Below are 23,768 nucleotides of genomic sequence, written 5' to 3'. Positions count from 1 at the left end.
GCAGCGCAAACCCCAAGTCGAATAAGAGCCGAAACAAGAGACGAGGACTTCCGAAATGACGCTGATGCAGGTCGAGCTGGATGACAAATACCGGCTCGAATCGAAGCGGATCTTCCTGTCCGGTACTCAGGCGCTGGTCCGGCTGCCCATGTTGCAGCGCGAACGCGACCGGCTGCAGGGCCTCAACACCGGCGGCTTCATCTCGGGCTATCGCGGCTCCCCGCTCGGCATGTACGACCACGCGCTGTGGCGCGCGAAGGAACATCTCCAGCAGCACGACATCGCCTTCGTCCCCGGCTTGAACGAGGACCTCGCGGCGACCGCCGTCTGGGGCAGCCAGCAGGTCGGTCTGTTTCCCGGTGCCAAGGTCGACGGCGTGTTCGGCATCTGGTACGGCAAGGGGCCTGGCGTTGATCGCTCGGTCGACGCACTCAAGCATGCCAATGCGGCCGGTACCTCGCTCCATGGCGGCGTGCTCGCGCTTGCCGGTGACGACCACGGCTGCCAATCCTCGACACTGGCGCATCAGAGCGAGCAGGTCTTCGCGGCGGCGCTGATCCCCGTGATCAATCCGGCGACGCTGCAGGATTACCTCGATCTCGGCCTCTACGGCTTTGCGCTGTCGCGCTTCTCCGGCTGCTGGGTCGGCTTCAAGGCGATCAGCGAGACGGTGGAGAGTTCGGCCTCGATCTATAGCGACCCCGAACGCATCCAGATCAAGCTCCCCGACGATTTCGAGATGCCGCCCGGCGGCCTCAACATCCGCTGGCCGGATCCGCCGCTGGACGCGGAGAGGCGCCTGTTCGGCCCGAAGATGGCGGCGGTACAGGCCTTTGTGCGTGCCAACCAGCTCGACCGCATCGTGCTCGACTCGAGGCCGGCACGGCTCGGCATCGTCGCGACCGGCAAGGCTTATCTCGATCTGCGACAGGCGCTGGCCGATCTGGGCATTACCGACAAGGACGCGCAGGATTTGGGCTTGCGCATCTACAAGGTCGCACTGACTTGGCCGCTGGAGGAGAGCGGGGCCAAGCGCTTCGCCGAAGGACTTCAGGACGTGCTGGTCGTCGAGGAGAAGCGCGGCTTCATCGAAGACCAGCTGATGCGCATCCTCTACAACATCGATGCGTCCAGGCGCCCGACCGTGACGGGAAAACGCGACGAGCGCGGCGCGCCGCTATTGCCGAGCGAAGGCGAGCTGACGCCAACCCTCGTTGCATCCGCACTGGTGGCGCGGCTGCGCAAGCTAGGCCACCATAGCCCGGTGCTTGAGCAGCGCCTCGCCCGGCTCGAGGCCTTCGACACTCCTGTTCCGGCCTCCGCGCAAATCAAGCTCGCGCGCACGCCGTTCTTCTGTTCGGGATGCCCGCACAACACCTCGACGCGCGTGCCCGAGGGCAGCCGCGCCATGGCCGGCATCGGTTGCCACGGCATGGCCTTGAGCATGCCGACCCGCCGCACCGATTTGATCTCGCATATGGGCGCCGAGGGCGTGAACTGGATCGGGCAAGCGCCCTTCACCACCGAGCAGCACATCTTCCAGAACCTCGGGGACGGCACCTACACCCATTCCGGGCTGCTTGCCCTTCGCGCGGCATCGGCCGCCGGCATCAGCATCACCTACAAGATCCTCTACAACGATGCCGTCGCGATGACCGGCGGCCAACCGGCCGAGGGCGGCTTCAACGTCGCCCAGATCGCGCATCAGGTCTGGGCCGAGGCCGTCAAGCGCCTCGCGATCGTCTCGGACGATCCGACCAAATACCCCGACGCCAACTACTTCCCGCAAGGCGCGACCGTCCATCATCGCCGCGAGCTCGACGCCGTGCAGCGCGAGCTGCGCGACATCAAGGGCCTTACGGTCATTGTCTACGATCAGACCTGCGCCGCGGAAAAGCGCCGTCGCCGCAAGCGCGGGCTGTATCCGGATCCCGCCAAGCGCGCCTTCATCAACGAGCTCGTTTGCGAAGGCTGCGGCGACTGCTCGCAAGCCTCGAACTGCGTTTCGGTGCAGCCGCTGGAGACCGAGTTCGGCCGCAAGCGCCAGATCGACCAGTCGAACTGCAACAAGGACTTCTCCTGCGTCGAGGGTTTTTGCCCGAGTTTCGTCACCGTGCATGGCGGCACGCTCAAGCGGATCAAAACCTCGGCGGTGGATTCAGGCCAGTTGTTTGCCGACCTGCCGCTGCCGCCCGCTCGTGAGCTGGACGCCCCCTACAACATCCTCGTCACCGGCATCGGCGGCACCGGTGTCATCACCATCGGCGCGCTGCTCGGCATGGCCGCCCATGTCGACGGCCGCGGCTGCTCCGCGCTCGACTTCACCGGCCTGTCGCAGAAGAACGGCGCCGTGATGAGCCATGTGCGCATCGCCGCGAAGCCGGAAGACATCTCCGCGGTCCGGATCACCACGGGCGGTGCCGACGTCATCCTCGGCTGCGACATGATCGTCTCGGCAGGTCCCTCTGCGCTCAGCCGCGCCGAACGCGGAACGACGAAAGCGTATATCAACGCCGACCTGCAGCCGACCGCGAGCTTCGTGCAAAACCCTGATCTCGATTTCGAGATGGGCACGATGCAGACGGTGCTGCGCGACGCTGTCGGCGACAAGAACCTCGATATCATCGACGCGACAGGCATTGCCTCCGCGCTGATGGGCGATTCGATCGCGACTAACCCGTTCATGCTCGGCTTCGCCTTCCAGAAAGGCGCGATCCCGCTGTCGCTGGACGCGCTGCTCCGCGCCATCGAGATCAACGGCGCCGCGATCGAGATGAACAAGCTCGCCTTCACCTGGGGTCGCCTCGCCGCCCACGACATGTCGCGGCTGCGCAGCGTGCTGCAATTCAGGAGCCGGGCTTCCGCGCCGACGAAGTCGCTCGACGACATCATCGCGACGCGCGCCGAGTTTTTGACGGCCTATCAGGACAAGACCTACGCCGACCGTTACTCCGCGGCCGTCGCCAAGGTGCGCAAGGCGGAAGCAGCTGCCTCGCCCGCGTCCACGGAGCTGACCGAGGCTGTCGCGAAAAACCTGTTCAAGCTGATGTCCTACAAGGACGAGTACGAGGTCGCGCGGCTCTACACCGACGGCAGCTTCTCCAAGAAGGTCTCGGAGAAATTCGACGGCGACTTCAAGCTGAAGTTCTATCTGGCCCCGCCGATCTTCGCACAGCGCGACAAGACCACCGGACATCTCCAGAAGAAGGAATTCGGCGGCTGGATGATCCACGCCTTCCGCGTGCTGGCCAAACTAAAATTCCTGCGCGGCGGCGCGTTCGATCCGTTCGGCCGCACCGAGGAGCGCCGGACCGAGCGGAAGCTGGTCGCGGATTATCTCGACATGATCGATCGGCGGATCGCCGGGCTGAAAGCAGAGCAGATCCCGCTGCTGGCGAGGCTCGCGCGGCTGCCGGAGACGATCCGCGGCTTCGGGCATATCAAGGAAGCCAACATCAAGCTGGCGGCGGCGGAGAAGGCGCGGTTGGAAGCGGAACTGGAGAACAGCCGCTTTGCGGCGGCGGCGGAGTAAGGACAAGCCGGCGCCACATACTCGGTGTCATCGCCCGGCTTGACCGGGCGATCCAGTACTCCGAGAAGCTGGTGACTAAGTCGAGAAGCCGCGGCGTACTGGATGCCCCGCCTTCGCGGGGCATGACAGCGGTGGTGGCGGCTAGACCAACGCTGTGGCCGCACTCGCCCCAACCACACTCCCCTCCGCCAGATGCCTTCCCGCGATGTACCCGAACGTCAGCGCCGGCCCCAGTGCAATCCCCGGCCCGGGACAATTGCCGTTCATGACCGAGCCCATGTCGTTGCCGCACGCATAGAGCCCGGCAACCGGCGTGCCGTCCTCGCGCAACACGCGCGCCTGGGCATCCACCTTCATGCCGATCGCCGTGCCGAGATCGGCCGGATAAATCCGCATCGCAAAGAACGGCGCACATAGGATGGGCGCGACGCACGGGTTGGGCTTGTGGGCGGCGTCTCCGAAATGGCGTTGATAGATCGTGCTGCCGCGGCCGAATTCCAGGTCACGGCCCTCCTTCGCATCGGAATTGTAGTTGGCGATGGTCGCCGCGAGTGTCGACGGCTTGATGCCGATCTTCGCTGCGAGCTGCGCGATATCAGCGGCCTCGGCCAACTCGCCGCTCGCCGCATAGCGCCGGATATTGCGCGTGAACGGCCTGATGCGGCCGAGGCCATAGCGCCACAGAAACTGGCGGTCGCAGATCAGGTGGAACGGCCGATCCGGTTCGCCGTCACGCAGCATGGCGAGAACGAACTCGTGGTACGACAGTGCCTCGTTGGCGAAGCGCCGGCCGGCCGCATTGACGGCGATCACGCCGGGCTTGGCGCGGTCGGTCACCATGTGCGGGAAAACACCACGGCTTCCATCGGCGCGCCGGAACAGCGAGGCCGGCACCCAATAGGCGGGGCTCGTCGCATCCGTATTGAGCGCTGCGCCGGTTGCGGTCGCGAGGCGGATCCCGTCGCCCGTAGCGGACGTGTGGGTCGCCGAGATGAATCCGGCCGCGGGCGGGAAGAAGCGTTTGCGCAAGGTCGCGTCGTACGAGAAGCCGCCGGTCGCCAGCACCACACCGCGTCGCGCGGCGATCAGGCGATCGCGCGCCCCATGACGGATAATGACACCGCCGACGCGCTCGCCCTGCATCGACAAATCCTCCACGTCCGCACTGAAGAGGATCTCGACCTGCCGCGCCAGCAGCGAGGCATACAGCCGCGCGGCGAGCGCATTGCCGAGATGCAGCGTCGTGCCGCGCGGGCTGCGCAGCCGCTGCCACGCATACTCCGAAACCAGCCGCGCCGCGCGAAGAGCCGAGCGCAGCGATTTTCCGGCCCGGCGCAGATGGGGAATGTCGGGGCGGCTAACCATCATCCCACCAAATAACGTGAACTCCGGCAGCGGCGCGCGCAGCCGCGCGAAATGCGCGCCCAGCCGCGTGCCGTCGAAGACGACCGGCTCGAGCACGCGCCCGCCCGGCGTCGCGCCCAGCCGCTCCGGATAATAGTCCGGACAGGCTTTCACCGGCTGGAGGCGCACTTGCGTGTTGGCTTCGAGATAGGCGACCGCCTCCGGTCCGCGCGCGAGGAAGGCGGCGCGGAGGCCCGCATTGGCGGGCTCGGGCACCGTGTTCGACAAATATTGCACGGCGTCCGTGACGCTATCGGAGAGCCCCGCCTGTTTCATTTTGGCATTGGCTGGAATCCAGATCATGCCGTCGGACCATGCGGTGGTGCCGCCGACGAAAGCGGTCTTCTCGATCACCAGCACGCGCAGGCCCTCGGCGGCGGCCACCGCCGCTGCCGTCATGCCACCCGCGCCGGCGCCGACGACGATGATATCGTAGGTCTCATGCGCCGGCATCATGCGGCGGGGTTCCCGAAGCGAGACATGACACCGTCATACCTCGCTTCGGCGCCCACACGCTAGCGCGCCGGCTTGCGCTCGACCGGGTCGATGTCGAATGCCCGCAGGCGGCCGAGCCGGAGCACGTCCATCGCCAGCCGCCGGCCGATCCGGTCGCGGTCGAGGACACGGATCAGATCGTCGACGCCGTTGATCTCGACGCCGTCGAGGCCGATCACGACATCGCCGGACAACAGGCCCGCCTTCGCCGCCGGCCCGTCCGGCTCGATCTGAGCCAGCAGCGCGCCCATCTTGTTCTCGACGCCGGCCAGCACCGCGTGCCGCCGCGGGATCGGCGCGGTCTGGCCGGCCACGCCGATATAGGCGCGACGGACATAGCCGTGGCGGATGATCTCCGACAGCACGAATTGCGCGGTGTTGCTGGCGACCGCAAAGCAGATGCCTTGCGCGCCGTTGATGATGGCCGTGTTGATGCCGATCACCTCGGCATTCGACGACACCAGCGGCCCGCCCGAGTTGCCGGGGTTGAGCGCAGCATCGGTCTGGATCACGTCCTCGATGGTACGGCCACTGACCGAGCGGATCGAGCGCCCGAGCGCCGAGACCACGCCGGCAGTGACGGTCGATTCAAAGCCGAGCGGGTTGCCGATCGCGATGACGAGCTGGCCGCGCCGCAAGGTCTTGGAATTGCCGAGCGCCGCATAGGGCAAGTCCCGCACGCCATTGGCGCGAAGCAGCGCAAGATCAGTGTCGGGATCGACGCCGAGCACCCGGGCGTCGCCGACATGACCCTCGACGTCACGCAGCCGGATCTCCTTCGACGAGCCGACCACGTGGCTATTGGTGAGAACGAGCCCGTCCGGCGAGATCACGATGCCCGAGCCAAGCCCGCCGCGCTCGCGGCCGTTCGGCACCTTCGGTCCGGTCTCGACGCGCACGACGGCCGGACCGACACGGTCGGTCACGTCGATCACGGCATTGGAATAGGCGTCCAGCAGGGCCCTGTCGTTGTCCGGGACAGCCGCTGTCGCCCGCGATGACGCGGCGTCATCGACGATGTCTGAAGTAAAATCCAACATGGTAGGAGTCCTTGAGGCTCACACAGATGGTGGCCTGCTCCTTTAGGCGCAAGGGACCCGCCCGGGGCGCAAGGCTGGACTGCCCAGGTGGCTAGGGTGCCCGTCGCAGCGTGCCCGCCCTTGCCTTGACCGGGTCCAGCAGCGACCAGTCGCCATCCGGCAGCACGTAACCCAGGGGGAACGGCGCGCGTGCCTCGAGGCCGAGCGAGCGCAGCACACGGTCGTCGCGGTAGTAGCATTGCAGCACCACGCGGACGAGCGTCGCGGCCGCCGCGCCGCCGGAACTGCGAAACTCCTGCGCCACCGCATCGCGCCTGGCAGCATCGAGCTCGGCGAAGGGTTGGCCCGCGAGCCGCGCCAGATGGTCGAGCGCCAGCGCCACCAATTTGGCGTCACGCCCCAGCGTTGCCAGCATGTCAGCCTGGATCGCGGGGTCGTCGGCGCCGGGCACCTTGTACTCGTCGCTGGCGGGCACGATCATCGCGGCGATAGCGCGGAGGTCGTCGCATTGGCGGCGTGTCAGTTGATTGTCTGCGGACATGTCGGCCTCAATCGAACAAATTGGCGAGGCGCTGCTTCATCTGGTCGGCGATGTAGAGCGCAAGGGCCTGAATGGTGGACGTCGGGTTCACCCCGCCCGAGGTGACGAAGATGCTGCCGTCGACGATGAAGAGATTCTTGACGTCGTGCGAGCGGCCCCATTCATTGACGACGGAGCGTTCGGGGTCGGTGCCCATGCGTGCCGTGCCGAGCAGATGCCAGCCGCCCCACGGGATCGGCGAGTTGACGCAGATGTCGCTCGCTCCCGCGGTTTCGAGAATCTCCCGGCCGCGCGCCAGCGCATGCTCCATCATCTTCCGGCTGTTCTCGCTGATCGTGTAATTGATCTTCGGCGCGGGAATGCCGTGGCCGTCCTTCAAGACCGGATCGAGCGTAATCTGGTTATGCTCCTCCGGCAGGTCCTCGCAGATCGCGGAAAAGCCGAGCCGGTGGCCGTTGAGCTTGCGGAAGACGCGGTGGTGATCGGCGCCCCACGGCAATATCCCCTTCTGCTCGCTGACGACAGCCTCGAACACCGGCCCCGCGCCGCGCACGAACTGAACGCCATAGCCCCGCACGAAGCCGCGCGAGAGGTCCGTGTCATACCATTCCTTGCTCCACAGGCAGGTCGGCGGCGCGCGGTTGCTATCGGTCGGCTCTTTTACGTAGCCGTAGATCTGCGCATAAGGATGGAACATCAGGTTCTTGCCGACGAGGCCAGACGAATTGGCAAGCCCGTTCGGAAAGCGGTTCGATGCCGAATTCAGCAGCAGCCGCGGCGTGCCGACGCCGTTGCAGGCGATGATGACGACATGCGCCGGCTGGAACTGCTCGAGGCCGTCCTTGTCGTAATAGACCACGCCGGTGGCCATGCCGTTCTCGTCGGTGGTGATCTCGCGCACCCGACAGTGCGTGCGCAGCTCGACTCCGGCGCGGACCGCGTGCGGCCAATAGGTGATGTCGGTCGAGGACTTCGCGCCTTGCGCGCAGGCTGGCGTGCAATGGCCGAGATTGATGCAACGCGCGCGGCCCTCGTAGTCCATGGTCGCGACCGTCGTATCCGACGGCCACCAGTGCCAGCCGAGCTTGTTCATGGCCTTGCCGATGATCGCACCGGACAACCCCATCGGCTGTTGCGGCATCGGCGGATGCGTCAGCGGTGAGAGCGGGTCGCCCGAGAGGCCGGACGTGCCCATCATCCGGTCGTTCTCTTCGAAGAACGGGGTCAGCGCGTCGTAGTCGATCGGCCAGTCGTCAGCGACGCCGTCGAGCGTCTTCACCTTGAAATCAGAGGGGTGCAGCCGCGGCCAGTGCGCGGTGTACATCACCGTCGAGCCACCGACCGCATTGTAGTTGACGACCTTGATCGGCGAATCGTCGTCGTTGATCGGATAGTCCTCAGGCCGTCCGCGGACGTTGGGGCTCGACGACCACTCGCCGTAGAACTTGGCCTCCCAGTCCCGGCCCGTGCTGGGATATTCCGGCGGGTTCATCCAGCCGCCCTGCTCCAGGCAGAGAATATGCATCTTGGTCTCGGCCAGCGACCACGCCACCGCCGCGCCCGAAGCGCCGGCGCCGATGATCAGGACGTCCACGGGGTCTTTCATCGCGAAATTTTCCTCCCTTCGCCGCTTCCCGGGCGATTCGGCCTCCGCTCCGCAAGGCCGGCGAACGATAGGATCAGAGCTACGGCCGAGTAAAGCCGCGAGGCCGGAATGTCGCACTTCGCGGGGCGCAGACCATTGGTATCGCCACATCCGGATGCTAGGAACAAGCCGCACGAGCCATCGATAGCGAGACCTTATGTCCTTCCGAAAATCCTTTGCCAGCGCCCGCGCTTTTGCGCTCGTTTTCCTTCTCGCCCTGTCCGGATTTCTGGGCACCTCCGGCCCCGCCTCGGCGCTGACCGCCGCCGCGACGGTCCGCGACGGCAACGCCATCCAGCTCGGCGACGTCACCTACCGCCTCGACGGCGTCGACGCACCCGAGCTGGACCAGGTCTGCATCGACGATCACGCCGATCCCTGGACCTGCGGCATCGAGGCCCGCGACCAGCTCGCCAAGCTGATTGGCAAGCGATCGGTGCGTTGCGACGATGTCGGACCGGAAAAGAGTTTTGGCAAGCGGCACCGCGCGATCTGCACGGCCGAGGGCGACAAGACCAGCTTGAACGAACAGCTGGTCAAGCTCGGCTATGCCATCGCCCGCGAGCCGGTCAAGGCGAACATCAAGTCGGCCGCGGCCGACGCCAAATCAACCTCGGCCGGAATCTGGAAGGGCTGCTTTGTTGCACCGCAGGAATTCCGCACCGGCAAGAAGGACGGCGCGCTCCTGGGCGCCGCCTGCCGCACCGACCGCGACAAAGAGATTCGCGCAGTGTTGTTTCCCGAGGATCTGACGATGCCGCCGAGCTGTGGCATCAAGGGCAAGCTTGCGGTCCGCGCGCGCGTGACCGGCAATATCGGCATCTACCATTTACGGGGCTGCCCGAGCTACCCCGCGACCACCAAACCGGACCGCTGGTTCTGCTCGGAGGACGACGCCCAGGCTGCGGGCTTCCGCAAGGCCTACAACTGCCGGCGGCCGAAATAACGAAGCCCATCACGCACCCGTGAGCGGCAACCGGAGACAGTATTCATCCGGAATTGAACTCTATCGAGAGTTGCTGCATTTGTAAGCGTACGCAAGCGCTTTGCGCGAGCGTTTCCTTGGCGGCAATCCGGCTCCGGCCCGATTGCTTTGCTCGGGCGTTTCCTCCCTAGACTTGGGCCGCTTGTCACAACAAGCGGCTCTTCTTTTTTGTGCGCCCTTAGCGGTGCATCGGCATGATCTGATCCATGGCCGGCATGTTCGCATTCAGATGCGCCATGATCCAGACGGTGCCACCGACCACCAGGAACACGACCAGCAGTCCGAAGGCCAGCGCCAGCACGTTGTTGGTGTTGTCGGGGCCGGTGGTGATGTGCAGGAAGAACACGAGGTGCACGCCCATCTGCGCGATCGCCAGCACGATCAGCGCGACGGGAATCGAGGGCTGCCAGACCAGATCCGTGCCGGCGATGAAGAACGAGGTCGCCGTCAGCAGCAGCGCCAGAACAAGACCGACCACGTAGCCGAGGATACGCGTCCCGACACTGTGTTGCTCCTCGTCGCCCGGCGCGAGGTCATGGCCGGCCGGCATATGCGTCTGATCGCTCATACGCCACTCCCAAGCAAATAGACCACGGAGAAGACTCCGACCCAAACGATGTCGAGCGCATGCCAGAACAACGCAAAGCACATCATCCGGCGCAGCACGTCGGCACGAAAACCCTTTGCGAAGACCTGGGCCATCATGGTGAGAAGCCACAATATGCCGGCCGAGACATGGAGACCGTGGCAGCCGACCAGCGAGAAGAACGAGGTCAGGAAAGCGCTGCGCGATGGGCCATAGCCGCGGGCAACGAGGTCAGCGAATTCGCGAAACTCAATGACGAGAAAGATGAGGCCGAGCAAACACGTCACCGCCATCCCGAGATAGAACCAGAACCGGTTGCGCACATCGGCTGCGATGCTCGCCATGCCGCACGTGAAACTCGACAGCAGCAGGCAGACCGTCTCGATCGCGACGTTCCGCTGATCGAAGATCTCCGAACCCTTCGGGCCGCCGGCGGTCTGGTCGGCCAGCACCGCATAGGCCGCAAAGAAGCAGGAGAACATCACGATGTCGGAGAGCAGGAAGATCCAGAAGCCATAGGCGGTCACGATGCGCTTCGGCGCTGGGCCGGGATGCTCGATGACGAGGCCGATGTGATGGGGATCGGCGTGCGCACGGCCGGCGGTCGCGGTCATTGACATCAGATTGTCCCCGCCATGCTGACAAGATTGCGCCGCTCCTCGAGGTTGACGCGGTCTATTGCAGCGACTTCGTCGGCCGGAATGACGTATTCGTCATGGTCGCGCCAGGCGAACACGACGAATGTCGCGAACGCTCCGATGCCGCCCAAAATCACCATCCACCAGATGTGCCAGATCAGCGCAAAGCCCATCACCGTGGCGAAGAACGCGCAGACGAAGCCGGTCGGCGAGTTCCTGGGCATCTCGATGTCATGATACTCGGGCGCATCATGATCGAGGGATTGCTGCTTGGCATGGGCCTTCAGATCCCAATAGGCATCTTCACCGCGCACATCGGGATTGAAAGCGAAGTTGAAAACGGGTGGCGGCGACGACGTCGCCCATTCCAGCGAGCGGCCGTCCCAGGGATCACCGGTGCGGTCGCGCAGGGCCTCGCGGTTGCGGATGCTGACCACAATCTGCACGATCTGGCAGATCACGCCAACCGTCAGCACGGCCATTCCGACGGCTGCAACCAGCATCCAAGGCCGCCACGCCGCGACGTCATAGTGCTGCATGCGCCGCGTCATGCCCAGCATGCCGGCGACGTAGAGCGGGATGAAGGTGACGTAGAAGCCGAGGAAAGTGAACCAGAACGCAGCCTTGCCCCAGCGGTCGTCGAGGCGAAAGCCGAACGCCTTCGGGAACCAGTATTCGAAGCCAGCAAAGGCGCCGAACAGCACGCCGCCAATGATGACGTTGTGGAAGTGCGCGACCAGAAACATGCTGTTGTGGAGGACGAAATCGGCCGGCGGCACTGCGACCAGCACGCCGGTCAATCCGCCGATGATGAAGGTGACCATGAAACCTATCGACCACAGCATCGGCGTCTCGAAGCGGATGCGGCCGCCATACATCGTGAACAGCCAGTTGTAGATCTTCACCCCGGTCGGGATCGCGATGATCATGCTGGCGATGCCGAAGATGGCGTTGACGTCGGGGCCTGCGCCCATCGTGAAGAAATGATGCAGCCAGACCATGAAGGAGATGATGCAGATCGCCATGGTCGCCAGCACCATCGAGCGATAGCCAAACAGCGCCTTGCCGGAGAAGGTCGAGACCACCTCGGAGAAGATGCCGAAGGCCGGCAGCACCAGGATGTAGACCTCGGGATGCCCCCAGGCCCAGATCAGGTTCATGAACATCATGACATTGCCGCCGGCCTCATTGGTGAAGAAGTGGAAGCCGAGATAGCGGTCGAGCAGCAGCATCGCGAGGGTGGCGGTCAAAATCGGGAAAGCCGCGACGATCAGGAGGTTCGAGGCCAGTGTGGTCCAGCAGAACATCGGCATGCGCAGATAGTTCATGCCTTTGGTGCGCAGCTTCAGCACCGTCGTCACGAGATTGATGCCGGCAACCAACGTGCCGACGCCGGAGATCTGCAGCGACCACGCGTAATAATCGACACCGACGCCCGGCGAGTAGGACAGCTCCGACAGCGGCGGAAAGGCGAGCCAGCCGGTGCGGGCGAACTCGCCGATCACGAGCGAGAGATTGACCAGCAGCGCACCGGTCGCGGTCAGCCAAAAGCCGACCGAATTGAGCGTCGGGAAAGCGACATCGCGTACGCCAAGCTGGAGCGGCACGATGAGATTCATCAGTCCGATCACGAACGGCATCGCCACGAAGAAGATCATGATAGTGCCGTGTGCGGAGAATATCTGGTTGTAGTGCTCCGGCGGCAGATAGCCCTGCGATTGATAGGCCACCGCCTGCTGAATCCGCATCATGATGGCGTCGCTGCCGCCGCGCAGCAGCATCACCGAGGCCAGCAGGATGTACATCACGCCGATCCGCTTGTGGTCGACGCTGGTGATCCACTCGTGCCAGAGATAGGGCAGATGCCCCTTCACCACGACCCAGGCCAGCACGGCGAGAATCCCGACCAACACCACCGCGCCCGCGATCAGCGGTATCGGCTGATCGAACGGGATCGCCGACCAATCGAGCTTACCGAGCATCATGGCCTCCACTGTGCGACCGGCCCGCTTCGGATGCGAGCTCCGGCCCCGGTCCCGGCGGAATGTGCTGGGTCGCGATCAGGTCGAACAGCCGGGGATCGTCGAGCCGGTAGGTCGGCCTGCCCTTCTCGACGCCCTGTTGCATCAGCTTCTTGTAGCTGTCCTCGTTCAGCACGGCATCGCTCTTTGCCGTGGTCGCCACCCAATCCGGAAAGGCGAGCGGCGAGACCACGTTGACGTCGAACATCATGTCCGGAAAGCCGTCGCCGGAGAAATGCGCCGACAGCCCCTGGAGCTTGCCTTCATTGTCGGCGCGCAGGTTCAGCTTCGTCACCATCCCGTTCATGGTGTAGATCATGCTGCCGAGCTGCGGAATGAAGAACACATTCATCACGCTCGACGACGTCAACTGGAAATTCAGTTCGGCGCCTGCCGGTACCGTCAGCGTGTTGATGGTGCCAATGCGCTGGTCCGGATAAATGAAGAGCCATTTCCAGTCGAGGGAAACGGCCTGGATGCGAACGGGACTGCCGGTGCCGGGCACGGGTGCCGCGGGATCGAGCTGGTGCGAGCCGATCCAGGCGACGCCGCCGAGCAGGATCACGGTGAGCGCGGGGATCGCCCACACCACCATTTCCACCCGCCCGGAATAGACGAAGTCGGGTTGAAACTTTGCTTTGGGATTCGAGGCGCGAAACCAGAACGCAAAGGCCAAAATCGCGAAAATGGTCGGCACCACGATCGCGAGCATGATGAAGACGGAATCGACCAGGATGGTGCTGTTGGCCGCAGCCACAGGCCCTTGTGGATCGAGCAGATTCATCGGCAAGCCACTGGCGGTTGGGAAGCCCCGGGACAGAGCCTAGCGCGGGAAAGGCTCCGGCGGCAAACGCAGTCGCGTGAGGTCGGTTCCTAACGGCGCGGGTCGATCGTTCGCCCTTCTCGCGCGGCGGCATGCAATTCCATGCGATGTCAATGACATGAAAGCGGGAGCCCGGCCCTTCTCTCCGCTCGGGGCGATTGCTAGAGTGCACGAAAATAATCGGGATGAAACGACATGCAGGGGCCCGAGGACGATCCCGGTCTCGCCGGCAAGGTGGCGCTGGTCAGCGGCGGCGGCGCTGCCGGCGACGGTATCGGCAACGGCCGCGCCGCCGCAATTCTACTGGCTCGCGCCGGCGCCAAAGTGCTGGTGGCCGATCGCGACCTCAAGCTCGCCGAACGCACCGCGGAGATGATCGCAGCCGAAGGCGGCACGGCCACGGCGCATGGCGGTGACGTCACCAGCGAGAGCGATTGCAGGACGCTGGTCGAAGCCGCGCTCGACCGCTGGGGCCGGCTCGATTTCCTCGACAACAATGTCGGCATCGGCAGCCGCGGCAGCGTGGTCGACGAAGCGCCCGAGCAATATCGCCGCGTCATGCAGGTCAATGTCGAGAGCATGTTCCTGCTCTCCAAGCACGCGATCCCTGCCATGATCAAGACCGCGCGGGGCGGCGCGATCGTCAACATCTCCTCGATCTCGGCGCTGCGGCCGCGCGGCCTGACGACGTATTCGACCTCGAAAGCCGCGATCATCGGCCTGACCCGCGCAATGGCGGTCGATCACGGCCGCGACAACATCCGCGTCAATTGCATCTGCCCCGGGCCGATGTACACGCCGATGGTCTATGGCCGCGGCATGAGCGAACAGGCGCGCGCCCAGCGGGCCAAGGCGTCTTTGCTGAAAACGGAAGGCACCGGCTGGGACGTTGGCCATGCCGTCAAATTCCTGCTCAGCAATTTTGCGCGCTACATCACCGGCCAGGTGCTGGTGGTGGACGGCGGGGTGACGCTGCAAGCGCCCGAACGCGAGTCACAAGAACACTAGCAAGGAAGGAAACACAGGGATGGCCCGCCTGCCCTATCTCGAGGCCGACCAGGTCGCGCCCGAATATCGCGACATGCTCAAGCGCAACACCAATTTGCACAAGCTGCTGGTCAACTCGCCGGAGATGGCGCGCGCCTTCAACGGCATCGGCGGCTACATCCGCTTCAAGAGCAAGCTCGACCCGCGCCTGCGGGAGCTTGCGATCCTCCAGGTCGGCTGGATGGAGAAATCGGAATACGAGTTCACTCACCACGTGAAGATCGGCAGGGAGTTCGGCGTCACCGACGATGACATCGCCGGCCTGATGGCGGAGACCGAGGGCAAGCCCTCGACGCTCGAGCCGCAGGCCAAGGCGATCCTGAGAGGTGCCCGCGAGATGGTACGCGAACTCGCGATGTCGGATGCGACCTTTGCCGAGATCAAACAGCATCTCTCGGACGAGCACATGGTCGACCTCGTGCTGACCATCGCCTTCTATTGCGGCGTGGTGCGCGTGCTCGCCACCATGAAGATCGACAACGAGCCATATTACAAAGAGGTACTCCAGCAGTACCCGATCCCGGGAGTGAACTGACATGCGCTTGAAGGACAAGGTTGCGATCGTCGTGGGCGCCGGCCAGAGTCCCGGCGAAGGCATGGGCAACGGCCGCGCCACGGCGCTGACCTTCGCGCGCGAGGGCGCCAAGGTGTTGTGCGTCGATCATCATCTGGAATCGGCGCAGGAAACCGCCGCCATGATCGCCGCGAAGCATGGCACCGCCGCGGCGTTCAGGGCCGACGTCACAAAGTCCGCCGACATCAAGGCGATGATCGCGGAGGCGCAGGCGCGCTGGGGCCGGATCGACGTGCTGCACAACAATGTCGGCGTCAGCCTGTCCGGCGGCGACGCCGAGCTGCTGCAAATCACCGAAGAGGCGTTCGACCGCGTCGTCGCCATCAATCTGAAGAGCTGCATTTGGGCGGCGAAAGAGGTGATCCCGATCATGCGCGCGCAGAACAGCGGCGTGATCATCAACATCTCCTCGATGGCGGCGATCACGACCTACCCGTACGTCGCCTACAAGGCGACGAAGTCGGCGATGATCGCGTTCACAGAACAGCTCGCCTATCAGAACGCCGAACACGGCATCCGCGCCAACGTCATCCTGCCGGGCCTGATGAACACACCGATGGCCGTCGACACCCGCGCCCGCGAATGGCACAAGACCCGCGCCGAAGTCGAAGCCGAACGCGACAGCAAGGTGCCGCTGCGCAGGAAGATGGGCACTGGTTGGGACGTCGCGAATGCCGCGCTGTTCCTGGCCTCGGACGAGGCGAATTTCATCACGGGTGTGACGTTGCCGGTGGATGGCGGAGCGAGTGTGAGACGGGGGTGAGCACTTCTTCTCCCTCTCCCCGTTCTTACGGGGAGAGGGTTGGGGTGAGGGGCTGCTTCCGCGCAAACGGTGAGAGCGGACTCGCGGAGGGCCCCCTCACCCGGAATTTGCTCTCGCAAATTCCGGCCTCTCCCCGCACGCGGGGAGAGGCGAAGAGAGCTCGCTCAGCGCGAATGCGTCACCCGCCAGATCGTCCCGTTGCCGTCCTCCGACACCAGCAGCGAGCCATCCTTTGCCACGGCAACACCGACCGGCCGCCCCCACACCTCGGTATCGCTCACCACGAATCCCGTGACGAAATCCTCATACTCGCCGGTCGGCTTGCCGTCCTTTATCCGGATTCGGATCACCTTGTAGCCGGTGCGCTTCGACCTGTTCCAGGAGCCGTGCTCGGCCGCGAAAGCATCGCCCTGGTATTCGGATGGAAACTGCGTGCCCTGATAGAAGGTCATGCCGAGCGAGGCCGAGTGCGGCTGCACCAGCACATCGGGCACCGTTACCTTGTCCTTGAGGTCCGGCCGCGCGCCGGCGTGGCGCGGGTCTTCGTTGCCGCCGATATAGAACCACGGCCAACCGTAGAACGCGCCCTCCTTCACGCTCGTCACATAGTCAGGCACGAGATCGTCGCCGAGCCCGTCGCGCTCGTTGGTCGAGCACCAGGGCAGCCCGGTCTGCGGCTGGATCGCAAGACCGACACAGTTGCGGATGCCGGTGGCGTAGATCTTCCGCTCCTTGCCCTCGGGGGTGAAGGCGAGCACCGTGGCGCGCTCGGTCTCGCTCGCCCAGGCCGCACCGAGCGGCTGCGCTTTCGACCAGGCTTCCAAGCCACCCGGCGGCGTGCCCATGCCCTCGGCGACGTTGCTGAGCGAGCCGACCGACACCAGCATGCGCTTGTTATCGGGCGTGAAGACGATGTCGCGGGTGGAATGACCGCCATCATGCGGCAGGCTTGCGACGATCGTCTCCGCCTTGCCACGTGCCTTGAGATCGCCGGCCTGATAGGGAAAGCGGACGACGCTGTCGGTGTTGGCGACATAGACCCATTGCGGATTGTCGCCGTTTGGGAAGAAGGCGATGCCGAACGGCTGCCGCAGTCCGCTGGCGAAGACCTCGTTGGTCGCGGCCTTGCCGCCTTCGGCGCGCAACACGCGGATGTTGCCCGCGCGCGTCTCGGCGACGAAGACATCGCCGTTCGGCGCCACGCGCACAATGCGCGGGGCGCGCAGCCCTTCGGCGAACAGCTCGATCTTGAAGCCGGCCGGCACCTGAAGCGCCCTCTCCGGCGGGCGCGGCACCACGCGCGACGAGCTCGCAACCGACCGCGTGGCGCCGGGCCTGACCAGGTCCGGCGGCCGGATCAACCTGACCGTGCCAGGCTTGTCGGCCTGCCAATCGCCGTAGGCATCCTTGCCCTGCAGCACCGGCTCCGCCTGGGCGCAGCTCGCGACCGCGACCAGCCACCCGGCGGACATCGCTACGAACGAAATCTTGTTCTTCAAATCGCTTCCTCCCGGCCGTCACGTCTGGCGCACCAACGCCGATCGACGCGCAAACGTTCTGCGACAGGACAAATGCCTGCCGAATCCCACGTCAGCTCATGCCCGCACGATGTGCATCAGCCGCAGCCCATCGTACTGGAAAATGCGGCTGATCGGTGCGACACATTGTAAGGGCGGGCCGCCGGTTGCGGTCATCAAGGCTGCGGCATTGGGGTCGCATCTGTTGGGGTGATCATGTGGGGATCCATCATATCGGAATGGGCGAGCCTGCTGCTCCGCTGGCTCCACGTGGTCGCAGCGATCGCCTGGATCGGCAGTTCCTTCTATTTCATCGCCCTCGACCTCAGCCTCAAGCCTGACAGCGATCTGCCGGACGGCGTGCAGGGCGAGGCCTGGCAGGTCCATGGCGGCGGCTTCTACCGGATCATGAAATATCTGGTCGCGCCCGCACAGATGCCGGACGAGCTGACCTGGTTCAAATGGGAGGCCTACACCACCTGGCTGTCCGGCTTCGCGCTGATGGTTGTGGTGTATTATCTCGAGGCCGATTTGTTCCTGGTCGACAAGTCGATCCTCGACCTCACGCCATTCCAGGCCGGCCTGTTCAGCCTCTGCAGCCTCGCACTGGCGTGGCTGCTCTATGAAGCGGCTTGCCGCACCGGGCTCGCGCAGCGCGAGCTGCCCTTCGCCATCGGCGGCTATCTGTTCCTGGTGGCGTTGACCTACGCCTTCACCCACGTGCTGAGCGGGCGCGGCGCCTTCAACCAGATCGGGGCGATCATCGGCACCATCATGGTCGCCAACGTCTTCACGCTGATCATCCCGAACCAGAAGAAGATCGCGGCCGCCCTGATCGCAGGACAGGCGCCCGATCCAAAGCTCGGCAAGACCAGCAAGGTGCGGTCGGTCCACAACAACTATCTGACGCTGCCTGTCGTCGTGCTGATGATCAGCAACCACTATCCCCTGCTCTACGCCACCCGCTTCAACTGGATTATCGTCGCCATCATCCTGGCGCTCGGCCCCGTGATCCGTCATTTCTTCAACGAGGGTCATGCCGGACGCAGATCGCCGTGGTGGGTGTGGGGTGTCGCAACCGTCGGCGTGATCGCGATCCTCTTCCTCTCGGCGGCCGGCCCGCGCGAGGTCAAGACAAGCGCGCTGGGGGCGCAGCCGACGCTTGCCGATTTCGAGGAGATCGTGATGTCCCGCTGCAGCATGTGCCATGCCGCCGAGCCGGTCTGGGCCGGCATCGTGACCGCGCCGAAGGGCATATTGCTCGACGCGCCCGAGCACATCCATCGCAACATCCGTCTGATCGGCCGCGTCGCCGCCTGGTCAAATGCGATGCCGCCGGGCAATATCACCGAAATGACCAGCGAGGAGCGCGCTATCCTCGCCGCCTATATCGAGCAGGCGCGCTGACGCCATCGCGCGTCGATATCGCGTTTCGCGGAATGAATTTCCGCATGTCCCGCCGATTTGAAAATGACTTGACTGCCTATCCGGCGTAGACAGGACTGGCGGCCGCCAACGGCGGTCCAGTCAATTTGCATGCGGGGAAAGAACAGTGGCCCTCAAGAACGTCATCGGTATCGACCACGCCGTCGTCATGGTTCAGGACCTCGACAAAGCCGCCGAGAACTACCGGCAGCTCGGCTTCGCCATCTCGCCGCGCGGCACTCACAGCGCACATATGGGTACCGGCAACTACACCATCATGTTCGACCCGGATTATATGGAGCTGCTCGGCGTGCTCGCGGCGACCGAGCACAACGCGCCGGCGCGTACCTTCCTCGACAAGCGCGGCGAAGGCATCGAGCGCATCGCCTTCACCGCGATCGATTCCGCCGCCGGCGCGGAGGAGATCCGCGCGCGCGGCCTGGAGCCGATCGGCCCGACCGATTTCGAACGGCCCGTGACGCTGCCTGATGGCACGGTGTCGGCGGCGAAATTCCGTACCTTCATGTGGCCGACCGCGGAAGCGCCCGGCGGCGTGCGCATTTTCGCCTGCCAGCACAAGACGCGCGAGACGGTGTGGATTCCCGAGCTGATGAAGCACGCCAATGCGGCCAGGCGCATCAAGCAGACGTTGATCGCGACGCCCGAGCCCGCGAAGGACGCCGCGCATCTGGGGCGGCTGATCGACCGTGAGCCGAAGGCCGAGGCCGACGGCGCCGTGACCGTACCCTCCGGAGGCGATCGTGCCGACTTCGTCTACTTGACCCTGGAGCAGCTCGGCAAACGCTATCCCGGCGTGCCGCTCGCGGGTCTTTCCGAACGCGGTGGCGCTGCCCTGGTGCTCGTGAGCGGCGATCTCGCGGCCACCGAGAAGGCGCTTGGTTCGGCAGCGGTGCGCAGTGGGCCTGCGATCTGCGTGCCGCCCGCCAAGGCGAACGGCACCCTGCTCGCCTTTGTTGCCGGCTGATTTGAACTAATTCTTTAATAAGCGTTTTACCGGGCGGCCCTAGGCTTCTGGGCTACCCGCGCCTTCAGGGGCCAAGCGCATGTTTAAAGAGAAATCGCCGATCGCCTATGACGCGCCGGCCGAACTGAAAAAGTGGCCGTCGCTGAAAGGCGAGAGGCAGAAGGATCGAGGTCCGCCCTATCTCGTCTACAACGGCACGCTCGCCGACTGCGTCCGTGAGCTCATGGGCAAGCCGATCAAGGGCATCTCGCTTTACGATATCATGACGAGGCCGCAAGCAGCGTTCGACCAGACCGTGCTATCGCCCGGCGATGCCGCCGAGATCGCGATGCGCAAGGACTTTCCCAAAGATTAGTTCGAGGCGCGTCTGCCGCCGGACTTTCCCTGCTGCCTGGCCGAGGAGTCCGTCGGCGCATCCAGGAAGACCACCGGTGTGCCGCGCTTGACGTGCTCGCCCAGCGCGCGCACGTCCCAATTGGTCAGCCTGACGCAGCCATGCGACGCGGACTTGCTGACCCTGTCAGGCTCCGCCGTTCCGTGGATGCCGTAACCCTGAGCGGATAAGCCGATCCAGTATGCTCCCACCGGATTGTTCGGGCCCGGCTGAACATCGAACGGCTTTTTCGATTTGACGCTTCTGAACTTGTAGTCGGGGTTGTAGTGATAGACCGGATTCTCGTGAGTGCTGGTGACCTTGAGCGTACCGCTCGGCGTCGGACGATCCGGACTTCCGATTGACGCGGGATAGAATGCGATCAGGGTGCCGCCCCCGTCGAATGCTTTCAGCGTGCCGTTCTTCTTGTCGATCTCGAGCCGCGCAATGGCTGGCAGCTCGCTTCGTGCAGAGACATTCGCAACCGTAATCGTCTCTCCAGCCTTGTCGAAGGACTTGCCGGGATTGAGCGTCCGAAGCAGGTCTGCGCTCATGTGGAATTTCTCGGCAAGCCCTTCGAGCGGACTGGTGTAGCTCAGGGCCTTCAGCGGCTTCATGTCATCAAGCTTGCCGGGCAGCTCCTTCAGAAACGGGCCCTTCACATCCGCGTCCGTGATCTTGTATTCGACGAGGACAGAACCTTCGTTCGCTGCATTCAACTTATCCCAAAGCTCCGGTACGATCGGTTTGTCGGATGCAACGCCGTTCTGCTCGGCGAATGCCTTCAGCGCCTTCTGCGCGTTCTCGCCGAGCTTGCCGTCGATCTCCCCGGGCGAGAACCGCGCACGGTCGAGCAGAATCTGAAGCTTCACGATCGATGCGTTGAGCTTGTCGCTAGCAGGTGGCTTTGTGGGACGCGCAGCGTCATTCACCGCTGCTGCATCGAGATTGCCCGCAAGCGCCGGAGAGATCACCGACAGCGAAATCACCGCGCCAAGCATCCACCGCATCATCTCGCTCGTCCCAATTCGCCATGCCCGCAAAATCGCGGAGAAGAGAGTTTCCCGGCGGGAACACCGTAGTAACACCGGCGGAACCGACGAGACCGCAGCTTTGCCGCAATCGCTCGGTTAATAACTCCTTATCGCCGGCGCACCGCTGGCCGTTCACCCACAGTTCGAGGTTGCTCCAGCAAATGCGATTTGTCGTCGCGGCTTGCGCCGCGTTCATGATTCTGATGTGCGACTTCGATCCGTCGGCGTCCCGCCAAACATCAGCTTTCGATCACACCGTTCTTCAAAACACTCAGGCCTCGCCACTTGTTCCGGTGGTCGAGCTGTTCCTCGCAAGCGTACAGGCCCTCGAGCTGGCCAATGCGCGCGCGGCCTATGAGGAGACACCCGAGCCGCAGCGTGCGGTCGAACCCGTCGCACAGGCGCCGGTTTCGCCGACGGAGCGCTTCTGCCACGCGCTTCGTGGCGCTGCCGAAGCCAGCGGCATCCCCGTGCCGTTCTTCGCACGCCTGATCTGGCAGGAGAGCCGCTTCAAGTCTAACGAAGTCAGCCAGGCCGGCGCGCAAGGCGTCGCACAGTTCATGCCGGAAACGGCCGCCGAGGTCGGGCTAGATGATCCGTTCGATGCGATGAAGGCGCTGCCGGCATCGGCCAAATTTCTGCGCAAGCTGCGCGACGATTTCGGCAATCTCGGCCTTGCCGCAGCCGCCTACAACGCAGGTCCCGGCCGGATCCAGAAATGGCTTGCCAAAGAAAGCGAGCTGCCGCGTGAGACACGCGACTATGTCCGCATCATCACCGGCACCAGGGCCGAGGACTGGACCGAACGCGCGGAGGCCCTCGCGATCCGGATCGACCTGCCGCGTGAGGCGCCATGCGAAGGCATCGGCAGCCTGTCCAAGACCAAAGACGTCGCCTGGGTTCCGGTGAACCTGACGCCCTCGGTCACGACCATCATTCGCAAGGCAGAGCAGCTGGCGGCGCGATTGACCGCCAGCCGCGCACGCAAGCGGCTCGCGTCCCTGATCCGAAAGAGCACCCCCGGCAAGGCACGCAGCATGATCGCCGCGCGCGCCGCGGGAAAGAGCGCGAAGGCCCGCGCCATCCGTTTTGCGGCGCGCGAGCGATCTTCAGGCTGATGCGCAAATCCGGAAGCCGCTCGATGGAGCGGCTTCCGATGGACCGTGGACTAGTCGATCTCCTCGATGATGCGGCGTTCGCGGGGCTCGACGACATAGGTCCGCGTATCGCGGTGAATGTAGCGGTACTCGCGCAAGTCGGGCGCGTCCCGGTAGACGGTGCTCGGGAATTCCTCGACCTCGACACTCTCGGGAACGCGGTCACCAACGTGAATCTCGGACCGCGCAGTGCTGCCGGTGGTCTGTCGTTCGCTCCGTCCCTCGGTGCGGGTCTTCGCATGCTTGCGGATCACTTCGCGATCGCGATCCGAAAACTTGCTGGCGCTGCGCTCACGCGTGGTCGTCGTTGCCGCGGTGGATTGTCCCGAGTACGGCAGCACGGTGACGATCTTGTATGTCGCGGGATCGACCACGACGATCTCATCCTTCACCAGCGCAAAGCTGTAGCCGCGATACTGCGGCACGATCTCGACCACGTCGGGCGGTAGCGTCGACAGCTGGACATCGCGCGGCACCACCGTGCCGACGTTGAGCGAGAAGTTGACGCTGGTCAGCGGCCGCACGTTGAGATGGGAGATGGACGCGCTGATCTTGGTCTCCTGCTGCTTGTTGAGGTTGACGTCGGTGCGCGCGGCGGCCTGTGAATTCGCACCGTTCCGCTGGTCCTGCGCCTGATTGCTGCTCGACGTGTTTGGCGATTGCTGGGCTTGGTTGGTTCCAGACGCATTGGGCGCCTGCTGCGCCTGATTGGTGTTGTTCGCCGGAGGATTGGAGCGATCCTGCGCCTGGTTCGCGTTTGCCGCCGGCGGATTGGCGCTCTGCTGCGAGGCGGGCTGGTTGCCGGCCGTGTTGGAGTTGGCCGTACTGTTGGGCGGCCGGGAGGACGTGTCCGCGCTGTTGGTGGCGTTGGTCCCGGAGCTGGAATTGGCCGACCCGGAAGACGGAGTGGTCGCCTGGGTATTCTGTGTCGACGCTCCCGGCGTTGATGATTGCTGCGGTTGCGATGGCGACTGCTGCGTTTGTGCTGCGCCAGACGGCGAGGTCGTTGACGGAGCTGTGGAATTGGACTGGGATTGCGGCGTCTGCTCGGACTTGGTGTTGGTGTTTGGCGATTGCGCAAAGGCGGCGTTCGCCAGCACCAGCCCTAAGGCTGTCGTTGCCAACAGGCGGATCATGGTTCACTCCCTTGTTCGGTTGAAGCGTTGGCTATTAACCTGCGCTA

The 23,768-nt window shown here is 64.5% G+C and carries 20 protein-coding genes; 9 read left to right on the top strand and 11 right to left on the bottom strand.

Annotated features, from left to right (window positions below):
• The first annotated feature begins 55 nt into the window (after positions 1-55).
• A complete protein-coding gene (locus BRA1417_RS0116025; RefSeq protein WP_027516618.1) occupies positions 56-3,532 on the top strand; it encodes an indolepyruvate ferredoxin oxidoreductase family protein in 3,477 nt (1,158 codons plus the stop codon).
• Positions 3,533-3,673: 141 nt separating this feature from the next.
• Here BRA1417_RS0116025 and BRA1417_RS0116020 read toward each other — a convergent pair whose 3' ends face one another.
• The 4 genes from BRA1417_RS0116020 to BRA1417_RS0116005 form a co-directional block, all read right to left on the bottom strand.
• Complete coding sequence (locus tag BRA1417_RS0116020) at positions 3,674-5,392, bottom strand: FAD-dependent oxidoreductase (protein ID WP_027516617.1); 1,719 nt, start codon at positions 5,390-5,392, stop codon at positions 3,674-3,676.
• Between the two features lie 59 nt (positions 5,393-5,451).
• On the bottom strand, positions 5,452-6,471 hold the full coding sequence (locus BRA1417_RS0116015) for a S1C family serine protease (RefSeq protein ID WP_027516616.1): 1,020 nt from the start codon (positions 6,469-6,471) through the stop codon (positions 5,452-5,454).
• 91 nt (positions 6,472-6,562) lie between these two features.
• Positions 6,563-7,012: a hypothetical protein gene (locus tag BRA1417_RS0116010; RefSeq protein WP_027516615.1), complete on the bottom strand. Its 450-nt coding sequence runs from the start codon at positions 7,010-7,012 to the stop codon at positions 6,563-6,565.
• A 7-nt stretch (positions 7,013-7,019) separates the two neighbouring features.
• On the bottom strand, positions 7,020-8,618 hold the full coding sequence (locus BRA1417_RS0116005) for a GMC family oxidoreductase (RefSeq protein ID WP_027516614.1): 1,599 nt from the start codon (positions 8,616-8,618) through the stop codon (positions 7,020-7,022).
• A gap of 196 nt (positions 8,619-8,814) precedes the next feature.
• Here BRA1417_RS0116005 and BRA1417_RS0116000 point away from each other — a divergent pair, with 196 nt between their 5' ends.
• Positions 8,815-9,603, top strand: coding sequence for a thermonuclease family protein (locus BRA1417_RS0116000; RefSeq protein ID WP_027516613.1), 789 nt, complete (start codon positions 8,815-8,817; stop codon positions 9,601-9,603).
• 217 nt (positions 9,604-9,820) lie between these two features.
• Here BRA1417_RS0116000 and cyoD read toward each other — a convergent pair whose 3' ends face one another.
• Genes cyoD through BRA1417_RS0115980 form a run of 4 tightly spaced genes read right to left on the bottom strand, consistent with a single transcriptional unit; the run spans position 9,821 to position 13,671 of the window.
• Positions 9,821-10,210, bottom strand: a complete 390-nt coding sequence (cyoD, locus tag BRA1417_RS0115995) for a cytochrome o ubiquinol oxidase subunit IV (RefSeq protein ID WP_027516612.1) — start codon at positions 10,208-10,210, stop codon at positions 9,821-9,823.
• A complete protein-coding gene (locus BRA1417_RS0115990; RefSeq protein ID WP_027516611.1) occupies positions 10,207-10,848 on the bottom strand; it encodes a cytochrome (ubi)quinol oxidase subunit III in 642 nt (213 codons plus the stop codon). Before BRA1417_RS0115990 ends, cyoD begins: the two co-directional genes overlap by 4 nt.
• Entirely contained in the window at positions 10,848-12,848 is a 2,001-nt protein-coding gene (cyoB, locus tag BRA1417_RS0115985) for a cytochrome o ubiquinol oxidase subunit I (RefSeq protein ID WP_027516610.1), read from the bottom strand. Before cyoB ends, BRA1417_RS0115990 begins: the two co-directional genes overlap by 1 nt.
• Positions 12,838-13,671, bottom strand: coding sequence for a ubiquinol oxidase subunit II (locus tag BRA1417_RS0115980; RefSeq protein WP_027516609.1), 834 nt, complete (start codon positions 13,669-13,671; stop codon positions 12,838-12,840). The genes cyoB and BRA1417_RS0115980 overlap by 11 nt, the downstream gene beginning before the upstream one ends.
• A 234-nt stretch (positions 13,672-13,905) precedes the next feature.
• Here BRA1417_RS0115980 and BRA1417_RS0115975 point away from each other — a divergent pair, with 234 nt between their 5' ends.
• Genes BRA1417_RS0115975 through BRA1417_RS0115965 form a run of 3 tightly spaced genes read left to right on the top strand, consistent with a single transcriptional unit; the run spans position 13,906 to position 16,094 of the window.
• Positions 13,906-14,718 (top strand): SDR family NAD(P)-dependent oxidoreductase, encoded by an 813-nt coding sequence (locus BRA1417_RS0115975; RefSeq protein ID WP_027516608.1) that lies wholly within the window; start codon positions 13,906-13,908, stop codon positions 14,716-14,718.
• A 19-nt stretch (positions 14,719-14,737) separates the two neighbouring features.
• Positions 14,738-15,292: a carboxymuconolactone decarboxylase family protein gene (locus tag BRA1417_RS0115970; RefSeq protein WP_027516607.1), complete on the top strand. Its 555-nt coding sequence runs from the start codon at positions 14,738-14,740 to the stop codon at positions 15,290-15,292.
• A gap of 1 nt (position 15,293) precedes the next feature.
• Positions 15,294-16,094 (top strand): SDR family NAD(P)-dependent oxidoreductase, encoded by an 801-nt coding sequence (locus BRA1417_RS0115965; RefSeq protein ID WP_027516606.1) that lies wholly within the window; start codon positions 15,294-15,296, stop codon positions 16,092-16,094.
• A gap of 164 nt (positions 16,095-16,258) precedes the next feature.
• Here BRA1417_RS0115965 and BRA1417_RS0115960 read toward each other — a convergent pair whose 3' ends face one another.
• Positions 16,259-17,593, bottom strand: a complete 1,335-nt coding sequence (locus BRA1417_RS0115960; RefSeq protein WP_027516605.1) for a sorbosone dehydrogenase family protein — start codon at positions 17,591-17,593, stop codon at positions 16,259-16,261.
• A gap of 234 nt (positions 17,594-17,827) precedes the next feature.
• Between BRA1417_RS0115960 and BRA1417_RS0115955 the strand changes: the two genes are divergently transcribed.
• The 3 genes from BRA1417_RS0115955 (at position 17,828) to BRA1417_RS0115945 (ending at position 20,376) form a co-directional block, all read left to right on the top strand.
• A complete protein-coding gene (locus BRA1417_RS0115955) occupies positions 17,828-19,018 on the top strand; it encodes a urate hydroxylase PuuD (RefSeq protein WP_027516604.1) in 1,191 nt (396 codons plus the stop codon).
• A gap of 145 nt (positions 19,019-19,163) precedes the next feature.
• Complete coding sequence (locus BRA1417_RS0115950; protein WP_027516603.1) at positions 19,164-20,021, top strand: VOC family protein; 858 nt, start codon at positions 19,164-19,166, stop codon at positions 20,019-20,021.
• A 79-nt stretch (positions 20,022-20,100) separates the two neighbouring features.
• Complete coding sequence (locus BRA1417_RS0115945) at positions 20,101-20,376, top strand: hypothetical protein (protein ID WP_027516602.1); 276 nt, start codon at positions 20,101-20,103, stop codon at positions 20,374-20,376.
• Here BRA1417_RS0115945 and BRA1417_RS0115940 read toward each other — a convergent pair.
• Positions 20,373-21,407, bottom strand: a complete 1,035-nt coding sequence (locus tag BRA1417_RS0115940) for a L,D-transpeptidase family protein (protein WP_027516601.1) — start codon at positions 21,405-21,407, stop codon at positions 20,373-20,375. The two genes, BRA1417_RS0115945 and BRA1417_RS0115940, sit on opposite strands and share 4 nt — an antisense overlap.
• 182 nt (positions 21,408-21,589) lie before the next feature.
• Here BRA1417_RS0115940 and BRA1417_RS0115935 point away from each other — a divergent pair, with 182 nt between their 5' ends.
• Positions 21,590-22,546 (top strand): lytic transglycosylase domain-containing protein, encoded by a 957-nt coding sequence (locus tag BRA1417_RS0115935; RefSeq protein ID WP_027516600.1) that lies wholly within the window; start codon positions 21,590-21,592, stop codon positions 22,544-22,546.
• A gap of 50 nt (positions 22,547-22,596) precedes the next feature.
• Here the strand turns inward: BRA1417_RS0115935 and BRA1417_RS0115930 are convergent, their stop codons facing one another.
• A complete protein-coding gene (locus BRA1417_RS0115930) occupies positions 22,597-23,721 on the bottom strand; it encodes a DUF1236 domain-containing protein (RefSeq protein WP_027516599.1) in 1,125 nt (374 codons plus the stop codon).
• Positions 23,722-23,768 lie beyond the last annotated feature (47 nt).

Source organism: Bradyrhizobium sp. WSM1417, from assembly GCF_000515415.1.
Classification (GTDB): Bacteria; Pseudomonadota; Alphaproteobacteria; order Rhizobiales; family Xanthobacteraceae; genus Bradyrhizobium.
Note: the sequence above shows the minus strand (reverse complement) of the source record. Positions and strands in the feature narration are given on the sequence as shown.